The 26995-nt window shown below is 61.2% G+C and carries 19 protein-coding genes and 1 rRNA gene; 16 read left to right on the forward strand and 4 right to left on the reverse strand.

Annotated features, from left to right (window positions below; genetic code table 11):
- The 10 genes from HJY11_RS02270 to HJY11_RS02315 form a co-directional block, all read left to right on the forward strand.
- On the forward strand, positions 1–213 hold a 213-nt coding region (locus tag HJY11_RS02270), incomplete at its 5' end, for a hypothetical protein (protein ID WP_208074468.1).
- An 875-nt stretch (positions 214–1088) separates the two neighbouring features.
- On the forward strand, positions 1089–1667 hold the full coding sequence (locus HJY11_RS02275) for a bactofilin family protein (RefSeq protein ID WP_208074469.1): 579 nt from the start codon (positions 1089–1091) through the stop codon (positions 1665–1667).
- Between the two features lie 39 nt (positions 1668–1706).
- The gene (locus HJY11_RS02280) at positions 1707–2327 is read left to right on the forward strand and encodes a bactofilin family protein (RefSeq protein ID WP_208074470.1); all 621 of its coding nucleotides are present in this window, start codon (positions 1707–1709) and stop codon (positions 2325–2327) included.
- 21 nt (positions 2328–2348) lie between these two features.
- Positions 2349–3269, forward strand: coding sequence for a polysaccharide deacetylase family protein (locus HJY11_RS02285; RefSeq protein ID WP_208074471.1), 921 nt, complete (start codon positions 2349–2351; stop codon positions 3267–3269).
- 664 nt (positions 3270–3933) lie between these two features.
- Positions 3934–5853: a 1,4-alpha-glucan branching protein GlgB gene (gene glgB / locus HJY11_RS02290; protein WP_208074472.1), complete on the forward strand. Its 1920-nt coding sequence runs from the start codon at positions 3934–3936 to the stop codon at positions 5851–5853.
- Positions 5854–5866: 13 nt separating this feature from the next.
- Complete coding sequence (locus HJY11_RS02295; RefSeq protein WP_208074473.1) at positions 5867–7057, forward strand: glucose-1-phosphate adenylyltransferase; 1191 nt, start codon at positions 5867–5869, stop codon at positions 7055–7057.
- 14 nt (positions 7058–7071) lie between these two features.
- Positions 7072–8199 carry a glucose-1-phosphate adenylyltransferase subunit GlgD gene (gene glgD, locus HJY11_RS02300; protein ID WP_208074474.1) on the forward strand — a complete coding sequence of 376 codons (1128 nt, stop codon included), beginning with the start codon at positions 7072–7074 and terminating at the stop codon, positions 8197–8199.
- Positions 8200–9645, forward strand: a complete 1446-nt coding sequence (gene glgA / locus HJY11_RS02305) for a glycogen synthase GlgA (protein WP_208074475.1) — start codon at positions 8200–8202, stop codon at positions 9643–9645.
- Between the two features lie 156 nt (positions 9646–9801).
- Positions 9802–12243: a glycogen/starch/alpha-glucan phosphorylase gene (locus HJY11_RS02310; RefSeq protein ID WP_208074476.1), complete on the forward strand. Its 2442-nt coding sequence runs from the start codon at positions 9802–9804 to the stop codon at positions 12241–12243.
- Between the two features lie 13 nt (positions 12244–12256).
- The gene (locus HJY11_RS02315) at positions 12257–14275 is read left to right on the forward strand and encodes a glycoside hydrolase family 13 protein (protein WP_208074477.1); all 2019 of its coding nucleotides are present in this window, start codon (positions 12257–12259) and stop codon (positions 14273–14275) included.
- 190 nt (positions 14276–14465) lie between these two features.
- On the opposite strand, the gene HJY11_RS15400 is transcribed toward HJY11_RS02315, so the two are convergent.
- The 3 genes from HJY11_RS15400 to malQ all read right to left on the reverse strand — a co-directional run bounded on the left by HJY11_RS15400 (position 14466) and on the right by malQ (position 21200).
- Positions 14466–17687, reverse strand: a complete 3222-nt coding sequence (locus HJY11_RS15400; protein ID WP_208074478.1) for a hypothetical protein — start codon at positions 17685–17687, stop codon at positions 14466–14468.
- A 246-nt stretch (positions 17688–17933) separates the two neighbouring features.
- Positions 17934–19655, reverse strand: coding sequence for a phospho-sugar mutase (locus HJY11_RS02325; RefSeq protein WP_208074479.1), 1722 nt, complete (start codon positions 19653–19655; stop codon positions 17934–17936).
- A gap of 48 nt (positions 19656–19703) precedes the next feature.
- The gene (malQ, locus tag HJY11_RS02330; RefSeq protein WP_208074480.1) at positions 19704–21200 is read right to left on the reverse strand and encodes a 4-alpha-glucanotransferase; all 1497 of its coding nucleotides are present in this window, start codon (positions 21198–21200) and stop codon (positions 19704–19706) included.
- Positions 21201–21484: 284 nt separating this feature from the next.
- Here malQ and rrf point away from each other — a divergent pair.
- From rrf to HJY11_RS02355, 5 genes are all read left to right on the forward strand, one after another.
- Positions 21485–21601 (forward strand): 5S ribosomal RNA (rrf, locus tag HJY11_RS02335).
- A gap of 524 nt (positions 21602–22125) precedes the next feature.
- Positions 22126–22647, forward strand: a complete 522-nt coding sequence (locus tag HJY11_RS02340) for an RNA polymerase sigma factor (RefSeq protein ID WP_208074481.1) — start codon at positions 22126–22128, stop codon at positions 22645–22647.
- The gene (locus tag HJY11_RS02345) at positions 22634–23083 is read left to right on the forward strand and encodes a zf-HC2 domain-containing protein (protein WP_208074482.1); all 450 of its coding nucleotides are present in this window, start codon (positions 22634–22636) and stop codon (positions 23081–23083) included. The genes HJY11_RS02340 and HJY11_RS02345 overlap by 14 nt, the downstream gene beginning before the upstream one ends.
- Positions 23070–23636, forward strand: a complete 567-nt coding sequence (locus HJY11_RS02350) for a hypothetical protein (protein ID WP_208074483.1) — start codon at positions 23070–23072, stop codon at positions 23634–23636. The genes HJY11_RS02345 and HJY11_RS02350 overlap by 14 nt, the downstream gene beginning before the upstream one ends.
- On the forward strand, positions 23623–24513 hold the full coding sequence (locus HJY11_RS02355; RefSeq protein WP_208074484.1) for a hypothetical protein: 891 nt from the start codon (positions 23623–23625) through the stop codon (positions 24511–24513). Before HJY11_RS02350 ends, HJY11_RS02355 begins: the two co-directional genes overlap by 14 nt.
- Positions 24514–24571: 58 nt before the next feature.
- Here HJY11_RS02355 and HJY11_RS02360 read toward each other — a convergent pair whose 3' ends face one another.
- Complete coding sequence (locus HJY11_RS02360) at positions 24572–25786, reverse strand: patatin-like phospholipase family protein (RefSeq protein WP_208074485.1); 1215 nt, start codon at positions 25784–25786, stop codon at positions 24572–24574.
- 311 nt (positions 25787–26097) lie between these two features.
- Between HJY11_RS02360 and HJY11_RS02365 the strand changes: the two genes are divergently transcribed.
- On the forward strand, positions 26098–26991 hold the full coding sequence (locus HJY11_RS02365) for an MBL fold metallo-hydrolase (protein ID WP_208074486.1): 894 nt from the start codon (positions 26098–26100) through the stop codon (positions 26989–26991).
- Positions 26992–26995 lie beyond the last annotated feature (4 nt).

Genomic DNA, 26995 nt, shown 5'->3' on the forward strand with positions numbered 1-26995 from the left:
TACGCAGCGCTGAAGATACTTGGCGGGAAGCTGCCTGGGAAAATAGGGCGATGCCAACACAAAAAAGACCATCCGAAAGGATGGTCTTTTTTGTGTTGCTATCAGCTTGCTTGGAAGGTAATTGGTTTTGTTCTCAGAGGCCCGGAAAACGGTGTTCTGTACATCAAGGAAAAAGGGCTGTCCAAAGTTGGTGGATTCACGAAATCGCACTGACAATGCTGCCGAGAGCCCCCCGCATTCCTGATGCTTTGTGGGAGAATTGCCCCTTTTATTTTTTTGCCCTTTGCCCTCGTGCCGATGAATGGTACGGGGGCTTTTTGAGGTTTCGGATAAGCCGCGTGTAAGCGTGTCTCTACACGATAGAATGGTGAAAAGGTGCCAGATATTTTGAGTATCTTTATCCTGTCCTCTAGGTTCTGTCCGTTCTTTGTGCATTCGTTGGCAGGCAGTTGAGTGGGAACTTTCCCCACATGTTGCCCCTGCAAAAAAGTTGGCTGACAGAGGGAGGGGAGAGCTTTTTAAGGTGGGGGAAAGGAGGGCGCAAAGGTGGAGTTGCCTTTTGTGTATTTTTAGAGCATAGGTTGGTTGCTTTTAGAGGAGAAGGCGTCGCCAGATGTACTGCGTTCAGTTGGTTGTCGGAGATGACCGAGAAACAGAGGATAAAGGAAAGCGGTGAAGGGCGATGAAAAGGAATATTTGCTTCCTACTCCCTGCAAAAACGCGAGCTGGGTCCTCTCAAAATCGCTTTCAGAAAAAAGAGAATACTTGTCAGAAATGGAATCACAAGTTATTTCAATATTGAAAAATATTGGGTGTTTTGACTGAAAATCGCTTTACAAAAATCATTCAAAAAGGTATTCTTGTATATATCGAAGTTAAATAATTAGAAGAAATAAGGGCTTTAAGATCGAACTCTAACAGGTGTCGACGACTCTACAAGGGTGTCGAACGATCAGCAGGCAGAGCGCCCTGTCCGCAATTGTTTTGGGTCTGGCGGGGCCAACGTCGAGCAGATCGGCAGTTCCGGGTCGGGGTTCCCCGTCTGCAGGATGTCGACGGCATTTGGGATAGTGGATGGAGGGAAAGAGATGGCAGTGGATCACAAGGGCGGAGGTTCCACACCTGGCGAGCAGCTGGGGAGAAGCGGGTTGGTCGGCACAGGAGAGGGTTCTGTTCTGGTGGCGGACGTGCTGATCGAGGGCACGGTGCACACCTCTTCGCCGGTGCGGCTGATGGGTTGTATCAAAGGCGATCTGTTGACGGAGAGCCAAGTTGTCATCGGCGGTAGCGTTGAGGGGAATGTGAGTGGCCGGGAAGTCCTGCTCGCTGGCGCTTCCATCCGCGGCGATGTCAGAACCGCCGGGATGATACGGATGGACCGAGAGACCGAGGTCACCGGTGATCTCTCTGCACAGCGCATTGAAATGTCCGGCAGCGTTGAGGGGAGTTTGCTGGTGGAAAAGACCCTGCTTATGGGGAGAACGGCCTCTGTGCAGGGAGATATTTCGGCGGGGGCTGTTTCAATTGCCGAAGGGGCCGCCTTGAAGGGCCGCCTTGAGGTTCGCGGTCTGGCCGATGAGCCGGCACCCTCCCAACAAACAGAAATTGTGGGGAGCGAGGAGCTGCCAGAAGAGGCAGCGCCCGGGACGGACGGGCGCGGGGAATAGGCAGTGCCGCGCGAACGAGGATAGGTGGAGGGACAGACGATGGGTAAACAGCAGAACAATTTTAAGCAGGCTATGGCAGAACTGCTCAACGGCCGAAACGCCGACCCCGCACAGGAGGGGGAGGACAGCACGGAGCAGTTGCCTTCTGTTGCGGTGGAGTCGGAGAGGGAGAAAGAGCTGGTGGAGCACCCCCAGAGCGTACAGGTGGAAATCCCTGCCTGGACAGGACAAGGCGATTCGGTGATTGCCGAGGAAATGACTGTCGAGGGAAAGGTTTATACCGATTCGCCCCTGCAGGTGCGGGGCCGCATCAAGGGCAGTATCGCCGGGCGGGGCAGCCTGCTCATCTGCGGTGGGGTCGAGGGCGATGTGCAGTGCGGCGAATTGCAGCTGAAGGGCGCCAAGGTGTTGGGCAATATTCAGGCCGGCGGCGCGGTGCGGGTGGATGCCCAGGCGGTGGTGAGCGGCGATGTGTCTGCCGGGGAGTTGGAGTTGACAGGCAAGATCAAGGGCGACCTGCAAATTGAGGGGACAGCCGTGCTGGGCAGTTCGGCTGTGCTGATCGGCGATCTGCGGGCGCACCGGCTCTCCATTGCCGAAGGCGCGGTGCTGCAGGGCAGTGTAGAGGTCACCGGCGGCCTGCAAGACGCAGCGCTTTAAGGGCCTGACAGGAAAGCGGCGATGAAGAGAGAAAAACGAACCCCAAAGTACCTGGGAAGTGTGCGCTTTTACCGGCACTTGATTGTCGGGGCAGTATTGGGGAGCTTGTTCCTCTCCACCGGTTTGGCGGTATTTTTTGGGGTGGAAAACCACCAGCTGAAGGGTGCGGCCACGGTCTCGGTGGAACGGGAAGATGCCCTTGCCCCGGTGGAGATGGTGCTTCCGGACGGAGTGGCTGCAGAGGAGTCGGAGATCGCCTACCAAAACGCCCACTCCACCCTCTACGCCGGGGAGCGAGATTTTTCTTTTGCCCCCGACCGCGAGAAGACGGTCTACCTCACCTTTGACGACGGACCTACCCAGCGCACCGGCGAGATTTTGGACATCCTGGACCAGTACGGGGTGAAGGCGACCTTTTTTGTGATCTATCGCGATGACGAGGCGTCCAAAGAGCTGTACCGAGAGATTGTGGCTCGAGGGCACACCATTGGCGTTCACTCCGCCAGCCACGATTACGGGAAGATCTACCAGTCGGTGGACAGCTACCTCGCCGACTTCGAGCAGATATACCAGCAGATCTACGAGGTCACCGGGGTGCGGCCGGACCTCTTTCGCTTCCCCGGGGGGAGCGTCAATGCCTACAACATGGACCTCTACCAGGAGATCATTGCGGAGATGTTGCGCCGGGGCTTTGTTTACTACGACTGGAACGTGGGCAGCGGGGACACCATGAGGGGGGCCACTGCCACCGCCATTGCCGATCGGGTGGTGGCGGGAATGCCCGCCAAGAGGGGCATTGTCCTTCTCCACGACAGCGCAAACAAGGATCAGACAGTACAGGCCCTGCCCCAGATCATAAAGCGATTGCAGGCCCAGGGATACAGCTTTGCTCCTCTGGACAGAATGGTGCGCCCTTGCACCTTTGGCTACCAATCAGAATAGGGAGGGGACAGTCTCCCCGGCGTCGCCCAGTTGGGCGGCGCTTTTTTGCCTTTTGCCATACTGGGAACGGCGAGAAAGGGTGCTCTTGTACGGCGGCCAGCAGGAGTGAGAAGGCAGGGGGCCGGCAAAACCGCTGCTAGGTCCTCTTTTCTTTGGGGGGAAAGAGAAGATGGTGTGGCCCTCGCTTTGAACCAGGAGAAAATGAGGGCGGTTTTTACAAAATTGGCTAGGAAAAAATAGCGTCCTTTACAGGCGAAATGGCAAAGCGCACGAAATTTGGAAAGCATTTGCACTAAAACATAGAAAATGGAAGATAAATCAAATAAACACTGTAAGGGGTAAATAAAATATGGTATACTCAAAATACAAATTATAGTTATTATTGACAGAAAGATATGAGAATAAGGGCGTGCCACCATGAGAGCAAAAAAACGCGGCAACAATGGCTTTTACAGACATCGAATGGAGAAAGCGCAGTCAGAGACAGAGCGGACCATGGCGTGTGCCTTCCCACCCGGCGCGTTTCGGGTGTGGTCAGGCCGCGCTGTTTTGCTTTTTTAAAAAGTTGACAAACTGCCTGATTTTTAGCGGGCTGGTTGTCGTATAGTGAGATGGGCGCCGTCCGCGCCGAGAGGGGCGGGCGGCTGAAAGGGGGTTAACAGCCATGGAGGAAAAGGGTGGATTGGTCCCGGTGGACGACCTCTATCTCTTCAACACGGGGAAGGCGCAAAAGGCCTATTTGTCCTTTGGTTGCCATCATCTTCCAGAAAAGGGCTGTCACCGCTTCTGCGTGTGGGCCCCTGGCGCTGCCAGCGTTTCGGTGGTGGGGGACTTCAACGGCTGGGATGAGACCAGCCACCCCATGCAGCGGGGAGAGGGCGGCGTCTACACCGCCTTTGTACAGGGCGCCAAGAACGGAGACAACTACAAGTATCTGGTAGAGGGATGCGACGGGGTCAAGCGGTATAAGGCCGATCCCTTCGCCTTTTACAGCGAGCTGCGGCCGGGCAACGCCTCCAAGGTCTGGAGTTTAGAGGGGTACAGCTGGCGCGATGGCATCTACCTGAAAAAGCGCCGCCGCAGAGATCCGCTCCGCCAGCCCATGGCTGTGTACGAGGCGCACCTGGGTTCCTGGCGGCGGGGGGAAGATGGCGGTTTCCCCAACTATCGGGAGGTGGCCGATCAGCTGGCCCCTTACCTGAAAGCAATGGGCTTTACCCACCTGGAACTGATGCCCATCACCGAGTACCCTCTGGACGAGTCGTGGGGCTACCAGGTGACAGGATATTTCAGCCCTACCTCCCGCTATGGCACCCCTCAGGACCTGATGTATCTGGTGGATCGAATGCACCAGGAGGGAATCGGGGTGATCCTCGACTGGGTGCCCGCCCACTTCCCCAAGGACGCCCACGGCTTGGCCCGGTTTGACGGCACCTGCCTCTACGAGCACCAAAATCCCCTGCAGGGCGAGCAGCCCCAGTGGGGAACCCTCCTCTATAACTACGGCCGGCCGGAAGTGCGGAGCTTTCTCATCTCCTCGGCGAACTTCTTTTTGGAGGAATACCACATCGACGGCCTGCGCATCGATGCGGTCAGTTCAATGCTCTACCTGGACTTCGGCAAACAGCCGGGCCAGTTCGTCCCCAACAGGGACGGGGGGAATGTCAACTACGAGGCGGTGGCCTTTTTGCAGGCCCTCAACCGCACCCTTCTCTCCCTGCACCCGGACGCGGTGACCATCGCCGAGGAGTCCACCGCCTTTCCCAAGGTCACCGGGTCGCCGGAGGACGGGGGACTGGGCTTTACCTTTAAGTGGAATATGGGCTTTATGCACGACACCCTGGACTATGTGGAGATGGATCCCCTCTTTCGCCGGGACCACCACGGGGAGATGACCTTCTCCATGACCTACGCCTTTTCGGAAAACTACCTGCTCCCGTACTCCCATGACGAGGTGGTGCACGGCAAGCGCTCAATGATCGACAAGTGCTTTGGCGACTACTGGCAGAAATTTGCCACCCTGCGCGCCCTCTATGCCTTTCAGTACGCCCACCCGGGCAAGAAACTGCTCTTCATGGGCGACGAGTTCGCCCAGTTCATCGAGTGGGATTGCGGCAAAGAACTGGACTGGTTTTTACACGAGTACGACTCCCACAGCGGGATGGCCCGCTTTGTCTCCCGGCTGGGCCGGGTCTACCAGAAATACCGCGCCCTCTACGAGATCGACGACAGCTGGGAGGGATTTCAGTGGCTCTGCGTGAACGACAACCAGCGAAGCTGTCTGGCTTTTCTGCGGCGGTCAAAGCCCTGGAGGGGGAGGGTGCAGCAGGTCCTGTGCGCCTTCAATTTTACCCCGGTGGTGCGCACCGAGTACCGGCTGGGAATGCCCTGCCAGGGCATTTTGCGGGAGATTCTCTCCAGTGACGACCGGCGGTACGGCGGCAGTGACGTGCGAAACCGGGAGGAGATTCACACCATGTTTATTCCCTGCGGGGATTTCGCGGCCTCGGCGGAGATCACCTTGCCGCCCCTGGGCGCCACATATTTTGAGTTTATACCGGATGAGGAAAACAACAATATTTAGGAGGCATTGAGAGATGGTTGTGAAAAAACAGTGTGTGGCAATGTTGTTGGCCGGCGGGCAGGGGAGCCGTCTGGGCGCCCTGACCAAAAGGCGGGCCAAACCTGCCGTCCCCTATGGGGGCAAGTATAAAATTATTGACTTCCCCCTTTCCAACTGTGTCAATTCCGGCATTGATACGGTGGGGGTGTTGACACAGTACGAGCCGCTGGAACTCAACGAGTACATCGGCACCGGATCCCCCTGGGATCTGGATGTGACCACCGGCGGTGCCTTGGTGCTGCCACCCTACGTGTCCGGCCAGAAGGGGGAATGGTACTCCGGAACCGCCAATGCCATCTACCAGAACATCCCCTTTATCGAGCGCTACGATCCCGACTACATATTGGTGCTCTCGGGCGACCACATCTACAAGATGGACTATTCGGAGATGCTGGACTTCCACCGCAAAAAGGGCGCCGATGCCACCATCGCCGTCATCGAGGTGCCGATGGAGGAGGCCTCCCGCTTCGGCATTATGAACACCGACGAGGAGGGCAAGATCGTCGAATTTGAGGAGAAGCCCCCGGTGCCCAAGTCCAACACCGCCTCCATGGGCATCTACATCTTCAACTGGAAGACCATCCGCAGCTACCTGATGCAGGACAACGACGACCCCCACTCGGACAACGACTTTGGCAAGAACATCATCCCCGCCATGCTGGCTGCGGGGGAGAACCTCTACGCCTACGTCTTCAAGGGCTACTGGAAGGACGTGGGGACCATCGACAGCCTCTGGGAGTCGAACATGGAACTGCTCGACGACAGCCCCCAGCTGGACCTGCACGCCGACTGGTTCAAAATTTTCAGCCGCAACTACGCCCTGCCCCCCCACTACGTGGGCGAGAGCGGCAAGGTGGTCAACTCCATCATCGGCGACGGCTGTAAAATTTACGGCGAGGTGGTCAATTCGGTCATCTCCCCGGGCGTGGTCATCGGCCGGGGCAGCGTAGTCAAAGACAGCATCATCATGAAGGAGACCGAGATCGGCAAGAGCTGCACGGTCAACCGGTCGATTCTCGACGAGGAAGTGACCCTGGAGGACAACGTCTACATTGGCGGCGAGCAGAAGATCACGGTGGTGGGTACCGGGGTGTACGCCACCAAGGGCGCCATCATTTCGGAGGGCGACATGATCGAGCCCAACCGGGTTCTCAAACAGGATTAGGGGAGGACAGAACAATGCGCAAAGACGTATTCGGCCTGGTCTATGCAGGCGAGGAAAACATCAACTTGAGAGAGCTGGTCAATCTGCGCTCGGTCTCGGCCCTGCCGGTGGGCGGGCGGTACCGGGTCATCGACTTCACCCTCTCGAACATGGTCAATTCGGGCATCCGCAACATCGGTATCATCCCCAAGAAAAACTACCAGTCCCTCATCGACCACGTGGGTTCGGGCAAGGACTGGAACCTGGACCGCAAGACCGACGGGCTGTTTATCCTGCCCCCCTACGACACCTTTGAAAACACCGGCAGCTACAACGGGCTGGTGGACACCCTCAAGGGCGCATCGGCCTATATCCGCCGGGCCCCCCAGAAATACTGTCTGCTCACCGGTTCCTTCACCCTTTTCAACTGCGACTACTACGGGATGTTTGAGCGCCACATGGACACCGGGGCCGACATCACCATGCTCTACAACGAAGAGCCCACCTGCGCCGAGAAGGGGGCCCACTTCAAGGATCTGCGGCTGACCATGAACGACGACGGCCGGATCACCGATATGCAGTACCGCTCGGAGAAATCCAGCCAGAAAAAGGTGGGGATGGACGTCTACCTGGTCCGCAAGGACCTGCTGGAATACCTGGTGGACGACGCCATGGCCCACGGCAAATACAACTTTGTCACCGATGTGCTCATCAAAAATCTAAAGCACCTGAAGATCTACGGGTACAAGCACGGCGGCTATGTCTCCCGCTTGAGCTCGGCTGCCTCCTACCAGCAGTTGAACATGGACTTTCTCAAGCCCGAGGTGCAGGACGATCTCTTCTGCAAAGAGCGGCCGATCTACACCAAGGTCAAAGACGGGGCGCCGGCCAAGTACGGCAGCGAGGCCCTGGTGAAAAACAGTCTCATCGGTTCGGGCTGTGTCATCGAGGGCGAGGTGGAGAACTCGGTCCTCTTCCGCGGGGTCTATGTGGGCAAGGGCGCAAAGATCAAAAACAGCATTGTCATGCAGGACAGCCGGGTCTACGAGAACACCTCGCTGGATCAGGTAATCGTGGATAAGCGGGTCAACGTGCGGCCGTACTCCAACTTGGTGGGCAGCCAGGAGTACCCCCTCATCATCCCGAAAGGAGCAGTGGTCTAAATGGCGGAAAAGCGGGTCAAGGTATTGCTGGCCGGGGCGGAATGCGCCCCCTTCGCCAAGATCGGCGGACTGGCCGATGTGTTGGGCACCCTGCCGCAGGAACTCATCCGGCTGGGGATGGACGCGCGGGTGATCCTGCCCTTCCACAGCCAAATCAAGGCCAAGTACGCCGAGAAGACCGAGCACGTGGCGGATTTTCACATTGACCTGGGCTGGCGCAAGGACAAGTACGTGGGTGTCGAAAAGCTGGTCAAGGACAAGGTGACCTACTACTTCATCGACTCCAACGACTACTTCTCCGGCCCGGTCTACAAGGGCGGCATGGAGGAGGGGGAACAGTATGCCTTCTTCAGCCGGGCGGTGCTGGAGTGTCTGGATAAAATCGGCTTTATGCCCGACTTGCTGCAGTGCAACGACTGGCACACCGCCGTCATCCCCATGCTCATCAAAACCCAGTACGAGGGCCGCCCCCAGGGGAGCATCAAGACCGTTTACACCATGCACAACCTGATGTACCAGGGCGTCTTCAGCTTTGGCACGGTGCAGGATTGGCTGAACATCGACAGCCGTTACTACCACCCCGACTACATGGAACTCAACGGCTGCGCCAACTTCGTCAAGTCGGCCCTGGTGTTTGCCGACAAGCTCTCCACCGTCTCCCCCTCCTACGCCGAGGAGATCAAGACCCCCTACTACGCCTGCAACCTGGAGGGGATGCTCAACAAGCGCGCGGGCGATTTGGTGGGGATTGTCAACGGCATCGACATCAACGAGTGGAATCCCGCCACCGATCCCCACACCCCCTATCACTTTGACGGGAGCGATCTCACCGGCAAGCGCCAGAACAAAGAGGCCCTCTACCGCGAGCTGGGGCTCACCGTGCCGGTGGACACCCCCCTCATCGGGATGGTGTCGCGGATGACCGAGCAAAAGGGCTTCGATCTGGTGATGCGGGTCTTTGACGAGATCATGGAGGAGGATGTGGCCGTTGTCCTGGTGGGGACCGGCGACTACAAGTACGAGCACTTCTTCTGGGAGATGGAGCGCAAGTACAAGGGCAGGGTCTGCTCCTACCTGGCTTACAGCAACGCGGTGGCCCACCGGGTCTACGCCGCAAGCGACCTGTTTCTCATGCCCTCCAAGTTCGAGCCCTGTGGCATCTCGCAGATGATCGCCATGCGTTACGGCACCCTGCCGGTGGTGCGGGAGACCGGCGGCCTGCGGGACACCGTCTTCCCCTACGACGAGCAAAACGGCCAGGGCAACGGTTTCTCCTTTGCCAATTTTAACGCCCACGATATGCTCTACGTCATCCGCTACGCCCTGTCGGTGATCGCCGACGAGGGGGCGCGCCGGGAATTGGTGGATCACGCGCTGAATTGCGACAATTCCTTTGCAGTTTCGGCGGAAAAATACTATACTATGTTTATGGACGTTTTAAGGTAAGATCGCATACATGTGGAAAACGAGACACAACACTGAATTATACTACCATCTATCATAGAAGGCTGCGCGGGTGAGGCTCCCCTGCCTCGCCCGCGCAGCTTGCCCTGCTTATCGGGGCGATGCCTGAAACGCAGTAATTTTTGCGGGAGGTACGAGATGAAATCGACCAAACAGACGCCCGAGGTGAAGGCCATCGTGGGCAAGCTCAAACGGCATTTCGGCAAGACCCTGGAGAACGCCACAAGGGAGGAGCTGTACAAGGCCAGCGCCATGTGCATCCGCGACGAGGTGGTGGACAAGTGGACCGCGGCCAACGCCGCGGTGGAGAAAAAGGGACTGAAAAAGGTCTACTACATGTCCGCCGAGTTCTTGATGGGCCGGGCCTACATCAATAATCTGGTCAATCTGGGGCTGTTGGAGCGGTATAAAACCGCCTTTGCAAACCTGGGATTGGACATCGAGGAGGTCGCCTCGCAGGAGCGGGACGCCGGCCTCGGCAACGGCGGCCTGGGCCGCTTGGCCGCCTGCTTCCTGGAATCGCTGGCCACCCTTGACCTGCCGGCCATGGGTTGCGGCATCCGCTACGAATACGGGCTGTTCAAACAGCGCATCATCGACGGCGAGCAGGTGGAGATGGAGGACAACTGGCTGGAGGACGGCTGTGTCTGGGAGATCGAGCGCCCCGATGAAGAGGTGGAGGTCCACTTTGGCGGCGAGATCGTCGAGACCTGGACCGACCACAAGATGAAGGCCGAACACAAAAACTACTACACCGTGATGGCGGTGCCCTACGACATGCCGGTGGTGGGCTACAACAGCAAGTGCCCGGCCACCCTGCGGCTCTGGAGCGCCCGGGCCAAAGACCGGTTTGATCTCAAGAGCTTCAATTCGGGCGACTACATGCAGGCCATGCAGGAACGAGAGGCGGCCGAGGTCATCAGCAAGGTGCTCTACCCCGACGACAGCCACGAGCAGGGCAAACAGCTGCGCCTCAAGCAGTTTTACTTCATGACATCCGCCACCATGCAGAACCTGGTGCGCACCCACAAGGAGCGCCATGGCGACCTGCACAGTCTGCCCAACTACGTGGCGGTGCAGATCAACGACACCCATCCCACCCTGGCCATGCCCGAGTTGATGCGCATCCTGATGGACGAGGAAAACTACACCTGGGAAGAGGCTTACAACATCGTCTCCCGGATGTTCAACTACACCAACCACACCATCATGGCAGAGGCCCTGGAGTGCTGGGAGGAGGGGATGTTCAAGAACCTGTTGCCCCGCATCTACTCCATCGTGCAGGAGCTCAACCAGCGCTACTGCGAAAAGCTGAATCGCTACTACCCCGGGGACATGGACCGCATCAGCAATATGGCCATTGTGGCTTACGGCCAGATTCGAATGGCCAATCTCTGCGTGGCCGTTGCCCGCCGGGTCAACGGGGTGTCCCAGTTGCACGGAGCTATCCTCAAAAACGACCTCTTCGCCGACTCCTACAAAATTTACCCCCAAAAGTACCTGGCCATCACCAACGGCATCACCCACCGGCGCTGGTTGGCAGTGGCAAACCCATCCTTGACCAAACTGATGACCGAGACCATCGGCGACGGCTTCATCAAGGACTACCGCCAGTTCGACAAGCTGATGGAGTATGTGGAGGACGAGGCCTTTTTGGAGAAGTTTGCCGCCGTCAAGCAGCAGAACAAGCAGCGGTTGGCTGACTACCTCCTGAAAAAGCAGGGGATCGAAGTCAACGTCAACTCGATCTTCGACGTGCAGGCCAAACGGCTGCACGAGTACAAGCGGCAGTTGCTCAAGTGCCTGCACATCCTCTACCTCTACAACTCTCTGCAACAAGACCCCGACGCGGTGACCACCCCCATCACCTTCTTCTTTGCCGCCAAGGCCGCCCCCGGGTACGCCCGGGCCAAGAGCATCATCCGCCTGATCAACACCATCGGCGAACTGGTGAATAACGACCCGGCCACCAAGGGCAAGCTGCAGGTGGTGTTTATCGAAAATTACGAGGTCTCTTCGGCCGAGGTGCTGATCCCCGCCACCGACATCAGCGAACAGCTCTCCACCGCCGGGCTGGAGGCGTCGGGCACCGGCAACATGAAGTTCATGATGAATGGGGCCGTGACCATCGGCACCATGGACGGGGCCAATGTGGAGATTTACGACCAGGTGGGGCCGGAGAACATCTACATCTTCGGGGCCAACGTCAAAGAGATCAAGACCATGCAGACCTACAAGACCTACCGGCCCGGCGAATACTTTGAGAAAAATCTCGACGTGCGAGCCGCTCTGGACCGCCTTATTGACGGCACCCTGCCGGGGGTCTCGGCCCACCGCTTCTCCGACCTCTACCAGTCGCTGCTCTTTGGCGACTACGACGGGGCCGACAAGTACTTTGTCCTCCACGACCTGCCCTCCTACATCGGCAAGTTTACACGGGCCTACAAAAAGTACTGCGCCGATCCCAAGGGCTGGCAGAAGATGGCCGCCATCAACACCGCCAAGTCGGGGGTGTTCAGCAGCGATCGCACCATCACCGAGTACAACGACAAGATTTGGAAGCTGGAAAAACTGAAGTAAAGGCGGGACAAATATGAGTATCCCTTTGAAGCCGGGGGTGTCTGCCCGGCACCTGAGCCTGGACAGCCGCTACCGCAGCCCTCTGGGGGCCATGCCCACCGGGGAAAAGGTGCGCCTTTGGCTGGAGATTACCGAGGGCCAGGTGGAAGGGGTCGCCCTTCGGGTCTACCGGGGCGATCGATCCGAGGACATCCCCATGGCGCGGGAAAAGGACGGCCGCTATGCCGCCGATCTGGCGGTGGGGGAGAAGCCCTGCGTGCTCTGGTACCAGTTTGTGCTCACCCTGCCGGGTGGACGTCACCTCTACTGCGGGCTGCCCTTTGGGCAGATGGCGGGGACTGGCTCTGTCTACACCGAGCCGCCAGCCAGCTTTCAGCTGACCGTCTACGACCGGGATTTCCAGACCCCCGACTGGGTGAAGAAGGGGGTCATGTACCAAATTTTCCCCGACCGTTTCAAGCAGGGGGACCCCCGCAACGCCAGCAAGGGCCGCCGCTACCACGAAAAGATGGGGCGGACGGTGCGGCTGCACGAGAGCTGGGATGAACTGCCCGACTACCTGCCTGCCGAGGGGGAGGACTTCTATACCCCCTGTGATTACTTCGGGGGCGATCTGAAAGGGATCGAGGACTCCCTTCCCTACCTCAAAGAGATGGGGGTCACCGTCCTCTACTTAAACCCCATTGTGGAGGCCGACTCCAACCACCGCTACAACACCGGCGACTACAAGAAGGTGGACCCCCTGCTGGGGAGCAACGCCGCCTTTGCCAGCCTCTGTCTCAAGGCGGGGGAGTGCGGTATCCGCATTCTCTGCGACGGGGTGTTCTCCCACACCGGCAGCGACAGCATCTACTTCAACAAGCTGCAAAACTACAATAACCTGGGCGCTTACCAGGGGGAGCAGTCCCCCTACTACCGGTGGTTTGACTTCTTTGGCGACCGGGAACACTACCGCAGCTGGTGGGGCTTTGACACCCTGCCCGAGGTCAACGAGGGCGAGCCCAGCTGGCAGGAGTACGTGATCACCGGCAGGGGCAGCGTCTTTGACTGCTGGTTGCGGTTGGGGGCTTCCGGCTTCCGGCTGGACGTGGCAGACGAGCTGCCCGACGAGGTCATCGCCCTGATGCGCAAAAAGGTCAAGTCCCGCAGTGAGAACAACCTGCTGCTGGGAGAAGTCTGGGAGGACGCCACCATCAAGGAGAGCTACGGCCACAAGCGCCAGTACGCCCTGGGCCGGGGACTCGACAGCGTGATGAATTACCCCTTCCGGGGGGCGGTCATCGACTACCTGTTGGAAAAGTCTACCGCGCTGGAACTGCGGGACTTCCTCTGCGCCCAACAGGCCAACTACCCCAAGCCCATGTATTACAGCCTGATGAACCTGCTCTCCTCCCACGACGTGGCCCGCATCCGCACGGTGTTGGGGACCGAGATCGACGGGGAGGGGATGGAGCGGCCCGACCAGGCCGCGTTCCTGCAGGGCATTGGCGACTATGAGGCCGCACAGGGAAAAGGGCGCACCCGCCTGGCCATGGCGCTGCAGTTCGCCGTCCCCGGCATCCCCAGCACCTATTACGGCGACGAGTGGGGGATGCAGGGTCTCAAGGACCCCTTCAACCGGGCTCCCTTCCGTCCCGAAGGGGAGGAAGAACTGCACCAGGTGGTGCAGCGGCTGGGCTCCCTGCGGGCCGCCACCCCCGCCCTGCAAACCGGGTATGCGGCCTTTTTTGCCCCCGCTCACGAGGTCATTGGGGTGCTGCGCTTCTGCCTGGATGGGCAGGATGCCTTTGGCGAGGCGGCGGAGGACGGCACCTATCTGGTGCTCTGCAACCGGGACGAGGTGGACCAGGAGCTGACTGTCGACCTGCGCCAGCCCTTCCCCGGGCTGGACGAGCCGGTTTTGGCGCGGTTGCGCGCCGAGCCCTATGCGGTGGCGGAAAATGTATTCAGCGCCGCCGTCGCCCCAGTGGAGGAAGGGAAAGTCACCCTGACCCTGCCGGCGGAGGACTTTGCTGTCTATCGAGTTCGCTAAAAAGGGCGTGAACGAGAAATTGGCAGAAAAAGAGCGGGGACCGTCTGTCTGGGCGGTTTCCGCTCTTTTCCGGTCAGGGGGGATGGAGTTCCCCCCAAAAGGGGAGAACCCGGCGCAATTGCTGCGCCGGGTTCTCTTTATTTCCCGCACCGACAGAAGTCAGGTTGGGGGATATAGGACTGCCAGAAGGTTATTGGGCGGTGGCGGCGTCGGGGTCTTCTCTCTCGTCGCTGTCCTCCCGCCGTTTGATGGAGAGAACGGTGACAACCAGCTGAACTGCGGCAATCAGGGCCATGAGCAGGGTCCAGCGGTCGGTAAAGATCATGGGGTTGTGGATATTTTCGGTGAGGAGGAAGGCCACAATCGAGCCGATGGCCGGCAGCAGGCTGAACACCCGCCAGAAGCCCTTGCGCTTGAGCTGCTCCTTCTCCTCTTCCTCCTCGCGGGCCGATGCGCCCTCTTCCCTCTCCTCTTCCCGCTTTTTCTTGCCGACAAAGTAGAAGATCAGCAGCAGGAGAGAGGCGGCGGTGGTGGCGATGGCCAGAATCAGGTTGAGCAGCGCCCAGGAGGGAAAGACCGACTGCGGGGTTTCCAGGTCGGGAATTTCCACATCGACGGCGGGGGCCTGGGACTCAGGGGTCTCCTGTTCGGGAATCTCCACCTCAGGGGGTTCCGGGGCGACGGGGTTGGCCGGACCGGCCGGCGTCGCGTCGGGCGGGATCACCACCGGGGTCACCGGTGAAACGGGGGTGGGAGGGGTGGCCGGCGTGTCAGGCGTCGGGGGATTGACCGGGGGGATGACGGGGACTTCTACTGCCGAGTAGAGAACTCGAATCACAGCACCGCTGCGAACGGTCTCTGGCAGCTGCTCCGGGGCGTACCCGCGGAAGGCGTATCCCGCGTACTGGTTGGGGGCAATCGCCTCCACCGCCAAGGTGTCGTCGGCGCCCGCCCAGACCTGGCGCTCAACGCGCTGGGTGTCGCGGGGGGCGTCCTCTCCGTCAAGCCAGTGCTCGACGGTGTAAGACAGAGTCTTGGTCTGGCTGTCGTCCTGCCGGTAGTAAAGGGCAATCACCCCGCCGTTTTCAATTGTGGCGGGCAGTTCAGCCGGGCTGGTGTGGTCCAGGGTGTAGCCGGTGTAGGTGCGGGGGGAGAGGGGGGCCACCGCCAGGGTGTCGGCAGCGCCGGCCCAGACCTGGGCGGTCACCGTGTCCAGGTCGCGGGGGGCGCGCTCGCCCTCCACCCAGTGCTCAACGGTGTAGGACAGGGTCTTGACCTTGCTCTCGTCCGCGCCGTAGAGGGCGCGAATCACGCTGCCGCTCTCCACCGTCTCGGGCAGGGTCTCGGGGTCGGTGCCGCGGAACTGGTAGTTTTCAATGTTCTGGGGTGAGACGGGCTGAACTGCCAGGGTGTTTTGGTGCAGGGGAACCTGGGCGTTGACCGTCTCGGTGGCTCGGGGGGACTGCTCGCCCTCCACCCAGTGCTCAACGGTGTAGAAGACGGAGTGGCTCGGCGCGCGCTCGGTAAAGCGGATGTTGTCAATGTTGACCAGCTGGCTGCCGCTGAGGGGATAGGTCGCGGCGCGGCCGTCCGCGCAGGGGTAGTCGGTGTAGCGGTCGCCGTACTGGCTGTCGCTGTTTCGCAGATAGGCGGTGCCATCGCCTGTCGAGAGGGCAAAGGAGTGATAAACTCTTCTCTCAAGGGTGAACTTGTTCACAAGGGGGTTGATGGGCAGGTTTAAACTGGCGATCACTCCGCCGCTGTCGTCGAGGAGCTGCATTGCCGTCTCGGCGTCCAGGGTCAGCTCGTTGTCTGTTTTCACAAAGCTGCCGCTCTCCGAGAAGCCGTCAAACCGGCCGTTTAGAACGCCGTTGACGCCGGAGAGGTCGCTGTTTTTGCGGTCGATGGCCCACTTCTCGCCGGAGGCGTAGGCCTCGAGGACGACCGAGGAGTCGATGGCGATAACGCTGCCGTCAGCGTACCCGCCCCCGCCGATGGCAGCTGCCGAGGGGCCGCCCACCGCCTTGATACGGGCGCTGTTTTGAAGGGTGATGACACCGCCGCCCACGGCCCGGCCGCCGCCGATCCCAGCGCTGGAGGAGCCGCCAAAGGCCTCGACCTTGCCGCCAGAGATGGCGATGCGCTCAATTTTGTTGTCGGAACCCTGGGAGTTGCCGCCGCCGATCCCGGCCCCGGAGTTGCCGCCCCTGGCGGTGATGGTGCCGCTCAAAATGGCGATGTTGCCGCTGTTGTTGCCATTGCCGCCGCCAATGCCAGCCGAGTTGGGGCCGCCGGTGGCGCGGATGGCGAGGGCGCTGTCGCTGCCCCCCTCGGTGCCCAGGGTGATGTCCCCGGCGCTAAAGGTGGAGCTGGAGCGCATGCCGCAGCCGATGCCGGCCCCGCCGAGGGAGCTTTCGGCCATCCCGCCGCCGACAGCGATGATGTCGCCGGCGGTGATGGTGACCTGGTTTCTCCCCTTGGCGGAGAAGGGGTATTCGCCCGAGCCGATCCCCGCTGCGCCCGACCCGCCGGTGGCCTCAACGACGCCGCCGGAGATGTTCACGTGGGCAATGCGCTGAAAGCCGCCGCCGATGCCGGCGCCCTGGCTGCCGCCTACAGCAGTGACTCGCCCGGCAGTGATGGTGACGTAGGCCGCGATGCTGCCCTCCCCAGAGGAGTTGCAGCCGTTGGAGCCGCCGCCGATCCCCGCGCCGCCGCCGTTGCCGGTGGCGTGAATCTGGCCGCCCTGGATGGCGATGACGCCGCCAAAGCTGCCGTCGCCGCCGCCAATGCCCGCCGCACGGCTGCCGCCGATGGCGGTGATGTCCCCCGAAGTGATGGTGACGTTGCCCGAGGGGGTGCGGTCGCCGGAGCCGATGCCCGCCGCCGCACTGCCGCCCCGGGCGGTGAGGGCGCCGCTGCCGGCGAGGGTGAGGGCGCTGTCGCCAGCCACCTGGATGCCGGGCCGGCCACTGCCGCCGGTGAGGTCGCTGGACTGCGCCAGGGAGATGCGGGCGCTGCCGCTGGTCACCGAGACGGGGGCCTTGTTGGCCGGGGCGGCGACACTCACCCCGTGCAGGGTGACATCGGCCACCTGGCCCGCCTCGCCCGCCAGGGTCACGGTGTGGGCGGTGCTGCCCCCCAGCTGGGAGATGACCGGGTGGTCGTCGAGGACCTCGGCCCCGCCGGCCTGCACCAGGTACTGGTGGCCATCGGCTTTGGCGGTGACGGCGATGTCGCCGTCGTCGAGATACCAGACTCCCCCCTCGCGCTGGGCCGGGGCTGCCAGCACGGCGGTGGACGTTCCCAACACCAGGGCAGCGGACAGGGCCGCCGCCAAAATGCGCTGGGCTGCCCGCTGGCCGGGCCGGCGCTTCCCTGTTCTGGGCGAACGCTGTTTCATTCTGCTCATTCCTTTCTCCTGTGGGGGTGCAAATGCGGCATGCTTTTCTTCTCTCTATTGTCATCCTATCAGCTCACGGTCACAAATGCGGTCACGAAACAGAGAATTTTTGAAAAAGATCAAAAAATGCTTAATCGCTAAGTTGGAACTGAAATAGATCAGCGGGAAAGGTTTTTCCCAATATGGCGCAAAAAGGGAGGGCGCACGGCCAAAAAGCCGCGCGCCCTCCCCGAAAAGGCGGTCAACAGGGAACCGCTATTTGGTCAGCTCGTCCATCAGTGCGCTGACAGCCGTGACCAACTTCTCAAACTTCTCGTCCGCCTCGGCCTGGGTCTTGCCACTGGCCGAGAGATAGGCTTTCAGCTTGGGCTCGGTGCCCGAGGGGCGAAGGATGAAGCTCCCCCCGTCGATCTGGTAGCTGAGCACGTCCGATTGGGGCAGGGTGATGGCGCTCTCCTCGCCGGTGGCGCAGTTCACCTGCTTTTGCAGCAGGTAATCGGCGTAGGCGGTGATGGGGTAGCCGGCAATCTCCTTGGGAGCGTCTGCCCGCACCGCCTTGACCGCCCCCTGGATTTTGGCGATCCCCTCTTTGCCGGCCAGGGTCTTGGAGAGGACCTTCTCGTCGAAATAGCCATACTTCTCGTAGAGGGCGCAGAGGGCGTCGTAGAGGTTCATCCCCTTTTCGGCGTAGTAGCAGGCCATCTCGGTGGTGAGGGTGGCGGCGATGCAGGCGTCCTTGTCCCGCACAAAGGTGCCGCTGAGATAGCCGAAACTCTCCTCAAAGCCAAAGAGGAAGGTCCCCTTGCCGGTGCGCTCGCTGAGTTTGATCTGCTCGGCGATGAACTTGAAGCCGGTGAGCACCCGGCGCAGCTCTACCCCGTAGTGGGCGGCGATGACGTCGGCCATCTCGGTGGAGACGATGGACTTGACCACGAACTCGTCCCCCTTGCGCTCGCCAATTTTCTGGGAGAGAATGTAGTCCAGCAGCAGCACCCCGATCTGGTTGCCGGTGAGCACCTGGAAGGAGCCGTCCTTTTTCCGCACGGCCACCCCCAGCCGGTCGCAGTCGGGGTCGGTGGCCAGCAACATGTCGGCCCCCACCTGGTTGGCCAGTTCGGTGGCCAGCACAAAGGCGGCAGGGTCCTCGGGGTTGGGGGCGCTCACGGTGGGGAATTTGGGGTCGGGCAGTTCCTGTTCCTTCACCACGTAGAGGTGCTGAAAGCCCAGCCGCCCCAGCACGGTGCGCACCGGGATATTGCCGGTGCCGTGCAGCGGGGTGTAGACGATGTTGAGGGAATCCTTCTGGGCGTCGATGGCCGAGCGGTTGATGCAGACCGAGAGCACGTCCCGGTAGTACTGCTCGTCGATTTCCTTGCCGATGAAGTGCAGAAGCCCCGCCTCCTGGGCGGTCTTCTGCTCCATGGGAGCCACCGAGAAGATGTCGGTGATCTTTTCAATGTAGCCGGTGACGGTGGCGGCGTCCTCCACGGCCAGCTGGCCGCCGTCCTCCCCGTAGACCTTGTAGCCGTTGTACTGGGGCGGGTTGTGGCTGGCGGTGATGACCACCCCGGCGATACAGCCCAGCTTCAGTACCGCGTAGGAGAGCTGGGGAACCGAGTGCAGGCACTCGTAGAGGTAGACCTTGACGCCGTTTTGACAGAGGACCAGGGCGGTCTCCAGGGCAAAGCGGTCGCTGTACAGCCGGGAGTCGTAGGCGATGGCCACCCCCCGCTCGGCCCCGCCGATCTCGTTGATGTAGTCGGCCAACCCCTTGGTGGCCTGGCGGACGGTGAAGATGTTCATCCGGTTGGTGCCCAGGCCGATGGTGCCCCGCATGCCGGCGGTGCCAAATTCCAGCGGCTTGTAGAAGCTGTCCTCACAGAGGGCGTCGTCAGCGCCGATCTGGGCCAGCTCCCCCTCGTATTCGGTGCCCTTCAGGGCGGCGCTCCAGGCCGCATAGGTGTCCTTGTAGCTCATGGTCATTTCCTTCCTTTCCCGTTTGATCTCAAAAGAGGGGTGTATCCCTCAGCGGCCGGCGGGCAACCGCCCATACGCCGCTGTCTTTTGACGAAGTGTCTGCGCCAGTTCGGGCCCCAGGGCCCCGGGGGTCAGCCGCCAGCACCAGTTGCCGCCGGTGGTGGAGGGGGTGTTCATCCGCGCCTCGCTTCCCAGTTCCAGCAGGTCCTGCACCTGAAAGACGCAGAGATCGCAGACACTGGCGAGGGCGGCCCGCAAAAAGGGGGCGCAGCACCCCTCTTCCGGCAGAAAGCCCAGGTAGTCGGCGGCGTATTGGCGGGTGTGTTCCCCAGCCTTTTCAAACCAGCCGGCCAGGGTGTCGTTGTCGTGGGTACCGATGTAGACTGTGCTGTTTGGCCGGTGGTTGTGGGGGAGATAGGCGTTGTCACTCCCCCCGTCAAAGGCGAACTGCAACACCTTCATCCCCGGGAAGCCGGACGCTTCCAGCAGCTCGTGGACGTCGTCGGTCAGGTAGCCCAGGTCCTCGGCGATCAGGGGCAGGCCGTCGCCCAGTGCCTTTTTCAGCGCCTGAAAGAAGGGGAGGCCGGGCCCGGTCTCCCAGTGGCCGCCCTGGGCGGTCTCATCCCCAAAGGGGATGGCCCAGAAGCTGGAAAAGCCCCGGAAGTGGTCGATGCGCACCAGGTCGCAGCACTGCAGCTGCAGCCCCAGCCGCTGGATCCACCAGCGGTAGCCCGAGCGCCTCATCCGCTCCCAGTCGTAGAGGGGGTTGCCCCAGAGCTGGCCGGTGGGGGAGAAGTAGTCGGGCGGACAGCCGGCCACAAAGCGGGGCTGCCGCTCCTCATCGAGCCAGAAGAGCTGGGGGTTGGCCCAGACGTCGGCCGAGTCCATGGACACGTAGAGGGGAATGTCGCCGATGATGCCCACCCCCTGGGCGGCGGCGTATTCCTTGAGGGCGGTCCACTGTTTGAAAAAGAGGTATTGCAGGTATTTGTGATAGGCGATGTCATCCTTTAACAGGGTGCGGTAGCGGCGCAGGGCGGCGGGTTCCCGCAGGCGGATGTCTTCCTCCCACTCCTGCCAGGGACGGCCGCCGAAGTGGCCCTTGAGGGCCATGAAGAGGGCGTAGTCCCCCAGCCAATGGACGTGCTTGCGGCAGAAGGCGAGAAAGCCCGACTGGTCCGTCTGCTTTTTGGCCCGCTGGTAGGCGGCGCGCAGCACCCCCTCCCGGTGCTGGTAGATGCGACCGTAGTCCACCCGCTGGGGATCGTCTCCCCAGTCGGGGGCCTCCGCCTCTTCTGGGCGTAGGAGGCCCTCCTCCGCCAGGGTGTCCAGGTCGATGAAGTAGGGGTTGCCGGCGAAGGCCGAGAAGGGCTGGTAGGGGGAGTCCCCGTAGCTGGTGGGGCCAATGGGCAGAACCTGCCACCACCGCTGCCCGCTGCAGTGCAGAAAGTCGACCCAATCCCGGGCCGCCCGTCCCAGGGTGCCAATGCCGTGGGGCGAGGGAAGGCTGGTGACAGGGCACAAAATGCCGCTGCTTCGTTCCATGAAAACGCTCCTCAAAAGGCGCCGCCAATTGTAAAAAGAGCAGAGAAAAACCCGCTCATATAGGAATATGCCAAAAAGATTGGAATATATTTGTACGTGTTACACGAAAACACAAAAGGCGAGAACCGTTAATTTGTTTATTTTATTCTACGGCTTTTCTTCCTGCAAGTCAATATCTGGGGGGCATTTTCGGATGTGTCACGGGGGAAAAAGGGCGGTCAAAAAAAGGCGAAACGGTTGACAAGGCGGGGGGAGGTGTGGTATAGTAAACACCGTCAAAGACAGTCGGTGTTGATGGCGCGTAGGATCCACCCGTTCCCATCCCGAACACGGAAGTTAAGCTACGCAGCGCTGAAGATACTTGGCGGGAAGCTGCCTGGGAAAATAGGGCGATGCCGGCACAAAAAGAGCGGCCTGTGAAAACAGGCCGCTCTTTTTGTGCCCCTCTCATCTGCCCCGTGGCCATCTCTGCGGCCCTGCCATGGCGGACAAAAGGGCAGGCGGCGTTTGGGCTGCGAATGGAGGTGGGCTTGGCTATGGAAGTGCCGTAGCCGCACCGGCTGCCGGTCGGCCCTCGCCTGCGCCGCCGCGTTTGTTCAGCGGGCAGAATTGTGGACTGGGGCCTCCCTGTTTATGGCCGGAATTTGCCTTTTTCGATGCACCCCATCTTTTCCGACTGGGCGCCCCTACCCAGCGAGCCCCCAACGGCTGCGCTGAAAATTGGGGGCGAAGAAACTCTTCGGGGCGGGGGAAGGGCGTTTTCCCGCCCTGGGCTCTGCCGTTTGCTGGAGCTGTGGTGGAGCGCTGCCGTTGGGCAGCCCCTCTTTTTAGGGCGCTGTAAATAAAAAATTTGCAAAAGTTGAAGACAGAGGCGGCCCTCGATCGTCTTATAGATAGAGCCGCCTGAAGGGAGGGAATGCCAGGGATGCGGGAGAGCGAATTTGAAGAGCTGATGAAGCAGTACCAAAACCTGGTGTTCACCGTCTGCTACCAGTTGGTGGAGGACTACCAGGAAGCGCAGAACCTGACCCAGGAAACCTTTTTGGCGGCCTACCGCTTTGTCGACAACTGCGAGGGCAAACACATCCGCCCCTGGCTCTGCCGGGTGGCGGCCAACAAGGCCAAGGACTATTTAAAGAGCAGCTACCGCCGCCGCACCCAGCTGGACGGCGAGGGGGCGCTGGCCGCGGCGGTGGCCGATCCCTCGCCACCGCCGGAGCAGCAGTACATACAGAGGGAGTCGCGGGAGCGGGTGGCCGCCGCCATCAAGGGGCTGAAAGAGCCCTACCGCAGTGTGCTGGCCCTCTCCCTATTGGAGGAGAGGACTGCCGCCGAGATCGCCGTCACCCTGGGCCGCCCCCTGAAAACGGTGCAGACCCAGCTGGCCAGAGGGCGGGAACGGCTGAAAAAACAACTGGAAGGGGAGAGAGAAGATGACGCTGTTTGACCGAGATGGGCACCTGACCGGCCAGGCCCTTGCGGCTTTGCAGGCCGGCGGCCTGACGGGAGAGAGCCGCCTCGAAGTGGCCGAGCACCTGGCCAGCTGTGACCGCTGTGTGGCCGCTTACAGCGCACAGCTCTCCCCCGAAGTGCTGCTGACCCCGCGGGAGCCGGTCGCCCCCCGGGTGATGGAGACCCTGCGCCGGCGGGAGCGCCGCCTCCGCCTGCGCCAGTGGGGAACCATGGCGGTGGCCGCCTGCCTGGCCATTGTCTTTTGGGTGTCAGGGGTTTTTACCGGCAGCTTTTGGTCCCGCACCGAGGGGGAGGAGGCCCCCTCTCTGGTGCGGCAGACCGCGGCCTTTGTAGATCAGGTGAGCCAGAAGACCGGCGACCTGATGAACCGATTTGATTTGAGAGAGGTATTTCAAAATGAGAAAGAGTAAATTCTTGACCTTCTTCTGGTCCCTTCTCCCCGGCGCGGGGCAGATGTATCTGGGGTTGATGCGCCGCGGCGTCTCGCTGATGGCCCTCTTCTTTGGGGCCATCGCCGTCTCGGGGTGGCTGAACATCGGGCTCTTCCTCTTCGCCATCCCGGTGATCTGGTTTTACGCCTTCTTCGACTCCATGAACCTGGGCGGCCTTCCCTATGACGCTCTGCAGTACCGCCGCGCCTGCGACGACTTTCTCTGGAAGCCCAGCGACATGGAGGGGCTCAAAAAGCGGTTGGGTGGCAAGACCCAGATTTGGGCCGGCCTGGGCTGTATCGCCCTGGGGATCTATGTGCTGCTGGACAATCTACTGATGCCCTATCTGCGGCAGGTCCTGGTTTACTCGAGCCCGTTTTGGGAGGTGATCGACAGTCTGCCCACCCTGGTGGTGGCGTTGGCGGTCGTTGCCTTGGGGTTCTATCTGGTGATCGGCCGCAACAGGCGGGAGAAAGAGGCCCCCTTTGTCCCCTACCACGGAGAGGAGGAGAGCGAGCATGACGGAGAGTAACACCCCTCGCGACGAGTGCAGAGAAGAGCCCTTTGCCGCGGGCGCTCCCCGGCAGGAGGGAGCCGGCAACCCCCAGCCGGGTCCCACACCCGGCGGCCAGACCCCGCCCCCCAGCGGCGGCCCCTGGCAGGGCCCCGGCGCGCCGGTGGGACAGGCGCCGGTCTACCCGGCTCCACCCCGCGACAGGCGGCGCCGTGTTGGCACCTTCAGCCTGGGGTTGGCCCTCATCTATGCCGGCGCCCTGGCCATCCTCAACCTGGTGATCCCCAATTTTCCGCTGTTGAGCGCCCTGCGCTGGGCCCCGCTGCTGTTGGTGGCCTTGGGGCTGGAGATCATTGCCTCCCATGTGATCTTGCGGGGAGAGCGGTTCAAGTACGATTTTCTCAGCGGCTTTCTCTGCTTCATGCTGACTTTGGCGGGGGTGGGGGCAGCGGCCGCCACCCCCCTGCTGGACTACTACACCCCCCAGCGGGCGATGGCCGAGCGGCGGGTGGAGCGCCAGCTGGAAGACCAGCTGTACGAGCAGTTGAAGGACGACGCGCAGATCGCCGGGATGAGCGTCTGGGTGGACATCCGCGACCCACAGGTGGGGGAGGCGTTCTCCGCCGGTGATTTGGGGGAGATGGATAGCGTGCGCCTAGACGTGGAGTTGCAGGGCGAGTTTGCCGACAAACTGGCCTTTGCCACCGCCGCGCGGGAGGTGCTGGATCGGCTGGACGCGCTGGGAGTGCGGATGGACCGCATTTCCTTCACAGCCGAGGGGGAGCGGACCACCTACAGCTTGCGGGTGCAGGATCAGTTTCAACTGCACATGCGCACCGACTTGCTGGAAAAACCGGTCGTCGTCCACGGCGATTCTGTCGACGAGATGGAGTAGGTCCTATATATAGAAGGCAAAAGCCCTTCTGCCAATTGGCAGAGGGGCTTTTTGCGGCTCATCCCCGCCGGTCTGCCCGGTCGAGGACGTAGAGAAAGGCGGCGGCAATGGCCTCTTTGGGGATCACCGTCCCCAACTTGGCGATGTCTAAGGGGTTTTGCAGTTCTCCCGCCATCCGCAGCGCCGCTTCCTGGGAGAGGGAGCGCTTTTTCCGCCTGGCCCAGACCGCCCGCCGCCCCCGCAGGGAGTCCAAAAAGCCGGCGGCGGTGTAGGTGGGGGTGTGGGGGACGGAGAAGAGCTCCCCCGCCACCTCGGCGCAGCGCAGGGCCATGTCCTCGTAGCTGCGCAGCCGGTAGCCGTAGGGGCGAAAGAGGGTGCGCACCGCGCGCTGCAGCCCGATGCGAGTCAGGGGGGAAAGGCCGCCCAGCAGCGCCTCCAGCTCGGCCCGGGTGACCCGCAGCAGGGGGAGGAGCGCCTCCCCTTCCCCTCGGACAAAGGTGTAGGCAAACCCATCGCACAGTCCCAGGGCTTTTCGCCCGTCCTGCCCCCCTACCGCCAGGTTGTGGCGGGCCTGCCGGGGGGAAAAGTCCAGCACCGGCCCCAGATCCCAGTAGCAGTCGATGACTCGGGCGCGTTTGAGGCTGCCCGGCCGCTTGAGACCGGGGGCGTGCAGGTCCACCGCCCAAATTTCGTCGGCCCCGCAGCGGCTGGCCAGCTCCACCGGCAGGTTGTCGTAGTAGCCCCCGTCCATATAGAGCTTGCCGTCGATCTCCCACCGCTGCAGGGCGGGGAAGAGGGAGCTGGAGGCCATCAGATAGTCGATGAGCCTGCCCTCGGGAATGTCGCTGCGGAGTAGGGTGCAGGGCTTGAGGGTGGGGTACTCCACCGTCACCAGCCCCAGTTCGGTGGGGGAGCGGCGCACCCGCCCCTCATCGATGCAGTCCTCGAGCAGGGATTTGAGAGGAGAGGTGTCGACGCCGCCGTTTTGCAGGTACCGGCTGACAAATCCCACCGCGGTGGTCACTGCCTCGCCGGGGGAGAGGGTTCCCAGAGCCGCCGCATCCAACTGCAACACCGTCTCGGTGGTGATCTGCCTCCAGAGGCCCTCCGCCAGGTCCAGGTCGCCCTGGGCAATGAGGGCGGCGTTGAGCGCCCCCACCGAAGTGCCGGTCACCACTCCGAAGGAGAGCCCCCCCTCCTCGGCCAGGGCCCGGTAAACCCCGATCTCATAGGCTCCCCTAGCCCCGCCGCCAGACAACACCAGTCCCCGCATGCCGTCACCTCCCCTTCCCGCCTCTGCTTGCAAAGCGGGTGATTTGATTTTATTCTACCACAAGTCTGCCCCGCTCGACCTCTCTTTTTGCGGGGCTTCAAATATACAGAGAATGCATTAAAAATGAATAATATACCGCATAAATTTATATTTTTGACGTTTCACACAAAATAGGATAAAATTAAATGCGAATAATAGGCGGGAATAGAGGAGAAAAGGGGTGGACAAATGGGCGGCACGTGCGTATAATTATACATGCACTCCCTCGAACGAGAGGACAGCACCCCAAAACACACAAGGAGGAATTTCTCATGCCCGAAAAGATTGCCGACGCCGTTCAGCCAGATGCCTGGTACGAGGCGCTGCCCAGACCCCAGTACGCGACCCTGGAAGCGGTCGAGCAGCCCGACCCCTGGTTCTCGGTTTACAGATTGCCCTGCGACGTCTACGCCATCTACGAGCCGGGCCACTTCCAGGAGGTCATCTCCTACCTGGTTCTGGGCGGCGAGAAAGCCCTCCTCATCGATACCGGCATGGGGATGGGCAACATCAAAAAGGTGGTGGACGTTCTCACCGACAAGCCGCTGGTGGTGGTCAACACCCACAGCCACTTCGACCACATCGGCTGCAACTGGATGTTTGAGAAGGTGCACATCTACAACCACCCCGGCGCCATCAGACGGATGAAAGAGGGGCTTACCCACCAGGAGGTGGAGGCCAACTTAAAACCCGGTTCCAACTGGATTCCCTATCCCGAGGACTTTGTCCCCGAAGAGTACGCCATCAAGCCCTGCAACTACCAACCCATCGAGAGCGGGCACCAGTTTGACCTGGGCGGCCGGGTGCTCACCGCCTTCAACACCCCCGGGCACTCGCCCGACAGCATCATGCTCGCCGACGACGGCAACAAGCTGCTCTTCACCGGCGACACCTTCTACCCCGCCACCCTCTATGCCCACCTGGACTCCCACGACGGGCTCAAATCGGTCATTGACACCTATAAAAAGACCATGGAAGAGGTGGCCGCCAAATACAGCGATTACACCCTCATCTGCTCCCACAACGAGCCCATGAGAGAGGGCAAGACCCTCGGCCAGGTGGCCGACGCCTTTGCCGCCATCGAGACCGGCAACCTGCCCTACCAAGAGGATGAAAATCACCTGAAAAAGTACACTTTTGGCGGCTTCTGTATCGTCACCCTGTAAGATG

Source organism: Bittarella massiliensis (ex Durand et al. 2017), assembly GCF_017566145.1.
Taxonomy (GTDB): domain Bacteria; phylum Bacillota; class Clostridia; order Oscillospirales; family Ruminococcaceae; genus Bittarella; species Bittarella massiliensis_A.

What these genes read in the sequence shown, in the direction of transcription:
- HJY11_RS02275 (WP_208074469.1), top strand. Translation starts at nt 1,089, where the DNA reads ATGGCAGTGGATCACAAGGGCGGAGGTTCCACACCTGGCGAGCAGCTG.
- malQ (WP_208074480.1), bottom strand. Translation starts at nt 21,200, where the DNA reads ATGGAACGAAGCAGCGGCATTTTGTGCCCTGTCACCAGCCTTCCCTCG.
- HJY11_RS02315 (WP_208074477.1), top strand. Translation starts at nt 12,257, where the DNA reads ATGAGTATCCCTTTGAAGCCGGGGGTGTCTGCCCGGCACCTGAGCCTG.
- HJY11_RS02350 (WP_208074483.1), top strand. Translation starts at nt 23,070, where the DNA reads ATGAGAAAGAGTAAATTCTTGACCTTCTTCTGGTCCCTTCTCCCCGGC.
- glgA (WP_208074475.1), top strand. Translation starts at nt 8,200, where the DNA reads ATGGCGGAAAAGCGGGTCAAGGTATTGCTGGCCGGGGCGGAATGCGCC.
- HJY11_RS02340 (WP_208074481.1), top strand. Translation starts at nt 22,126, where the DNA reads ATGCGGGAGAGCGAATTTGAAGAGCTGATGAAGCAGTACCAAAACCTG.
- HJY11_RS02355 (WP_208074484.1), top strand. Translation starts at nt 23,623, where the DNA reads ATGACGGAGAGTAACACCCCTCGCGACGAGTGCAGAGAAGAGCCCTTT.
- HJY11_RS02295 (WP_208074473.1), top strand. Translation starts at nt 5,867, where the DNA reads ATGGTTGTGAAAAAACAGTGTGTGGCAATGTTGTTGGCCGGCGGGCAG.
- HJY11_RS02310 (WP_208074476.1), top strand. Translation starts at nt 9,802, where the DNA reads ATGAAATCGACCAAACAGACGCCCGAGGTGAAGGCCATCGTGGGCAAG.
- HJY11_RS15400 (WP_208074478.1), bottom strand. Translation starts at nt 17,687, where the DNA reads ATGAGCAGAATGAAACAGCGTTCGCCCAGAACAGGGAAGCGCCGGCCC.
- HJY11_RS02285 (WP_208074471.1), top strand. Translation starts at nt 2,349, where the DNA reads ATGAAGAGAGAAAAACGAACCCCAAAGTACCTGGGAAGTGTGCGCTTT.
- glgD (WP_208074474.1), top strand. Translation starts at nt 7,072, where the DNA reads ATGCGCAAAGACGTATTCGGCCTGGTCTATGCAGGCGAGGAAAACATC.
- HJY11_RS02280 (WP_208074470.1), top strand. Translation starts at nt 1,707, where the DNA reads ATGGGTAAACAGCAGAACAATTTTAAGCAGGCTATGGCAGAACTGCTC.
- glgB (WP_208074472.1), top strand. Translation starts at nt 3,934, where the DNA reads ATGGAGGAAAAGGGTGGATTGGTCCCGGTGGACGACCTCTATCTCTTC.
- HJY11_RS02360 (WP_208074485.1), bottom strand. Translation starts at nt 25,786, where the DNA reads ATGCGGGGACTGGTGTTGTCTGGCGGCGGGGCTAGGGGAGCCTATGAG.
- HJY11_RS02345 (WP_208074482.1), top strand. Translation starts at nt 22,634, where the DNA reads ATGACGCTGTTTGACCGAGATGGGCACCTGACCGGCCAGGCCCTTGCG.
- HJY11_RS02325 (WP_208074479.1), bottom strand. Translation starts at nt 19,655, where the DNA reads ATGAGCTACAAGGACACCTATGCGGCCTGGAGCGCCGCCCTGAAGGGC.
- HJY11_RS02365 (WP_208074486.1), top strand. Translation starts at nt 26,098, where the DNA reads ATGCCCGAAAAGATTGCCGACGCCGTTCAGCCAGATGCCTGGTACGAG.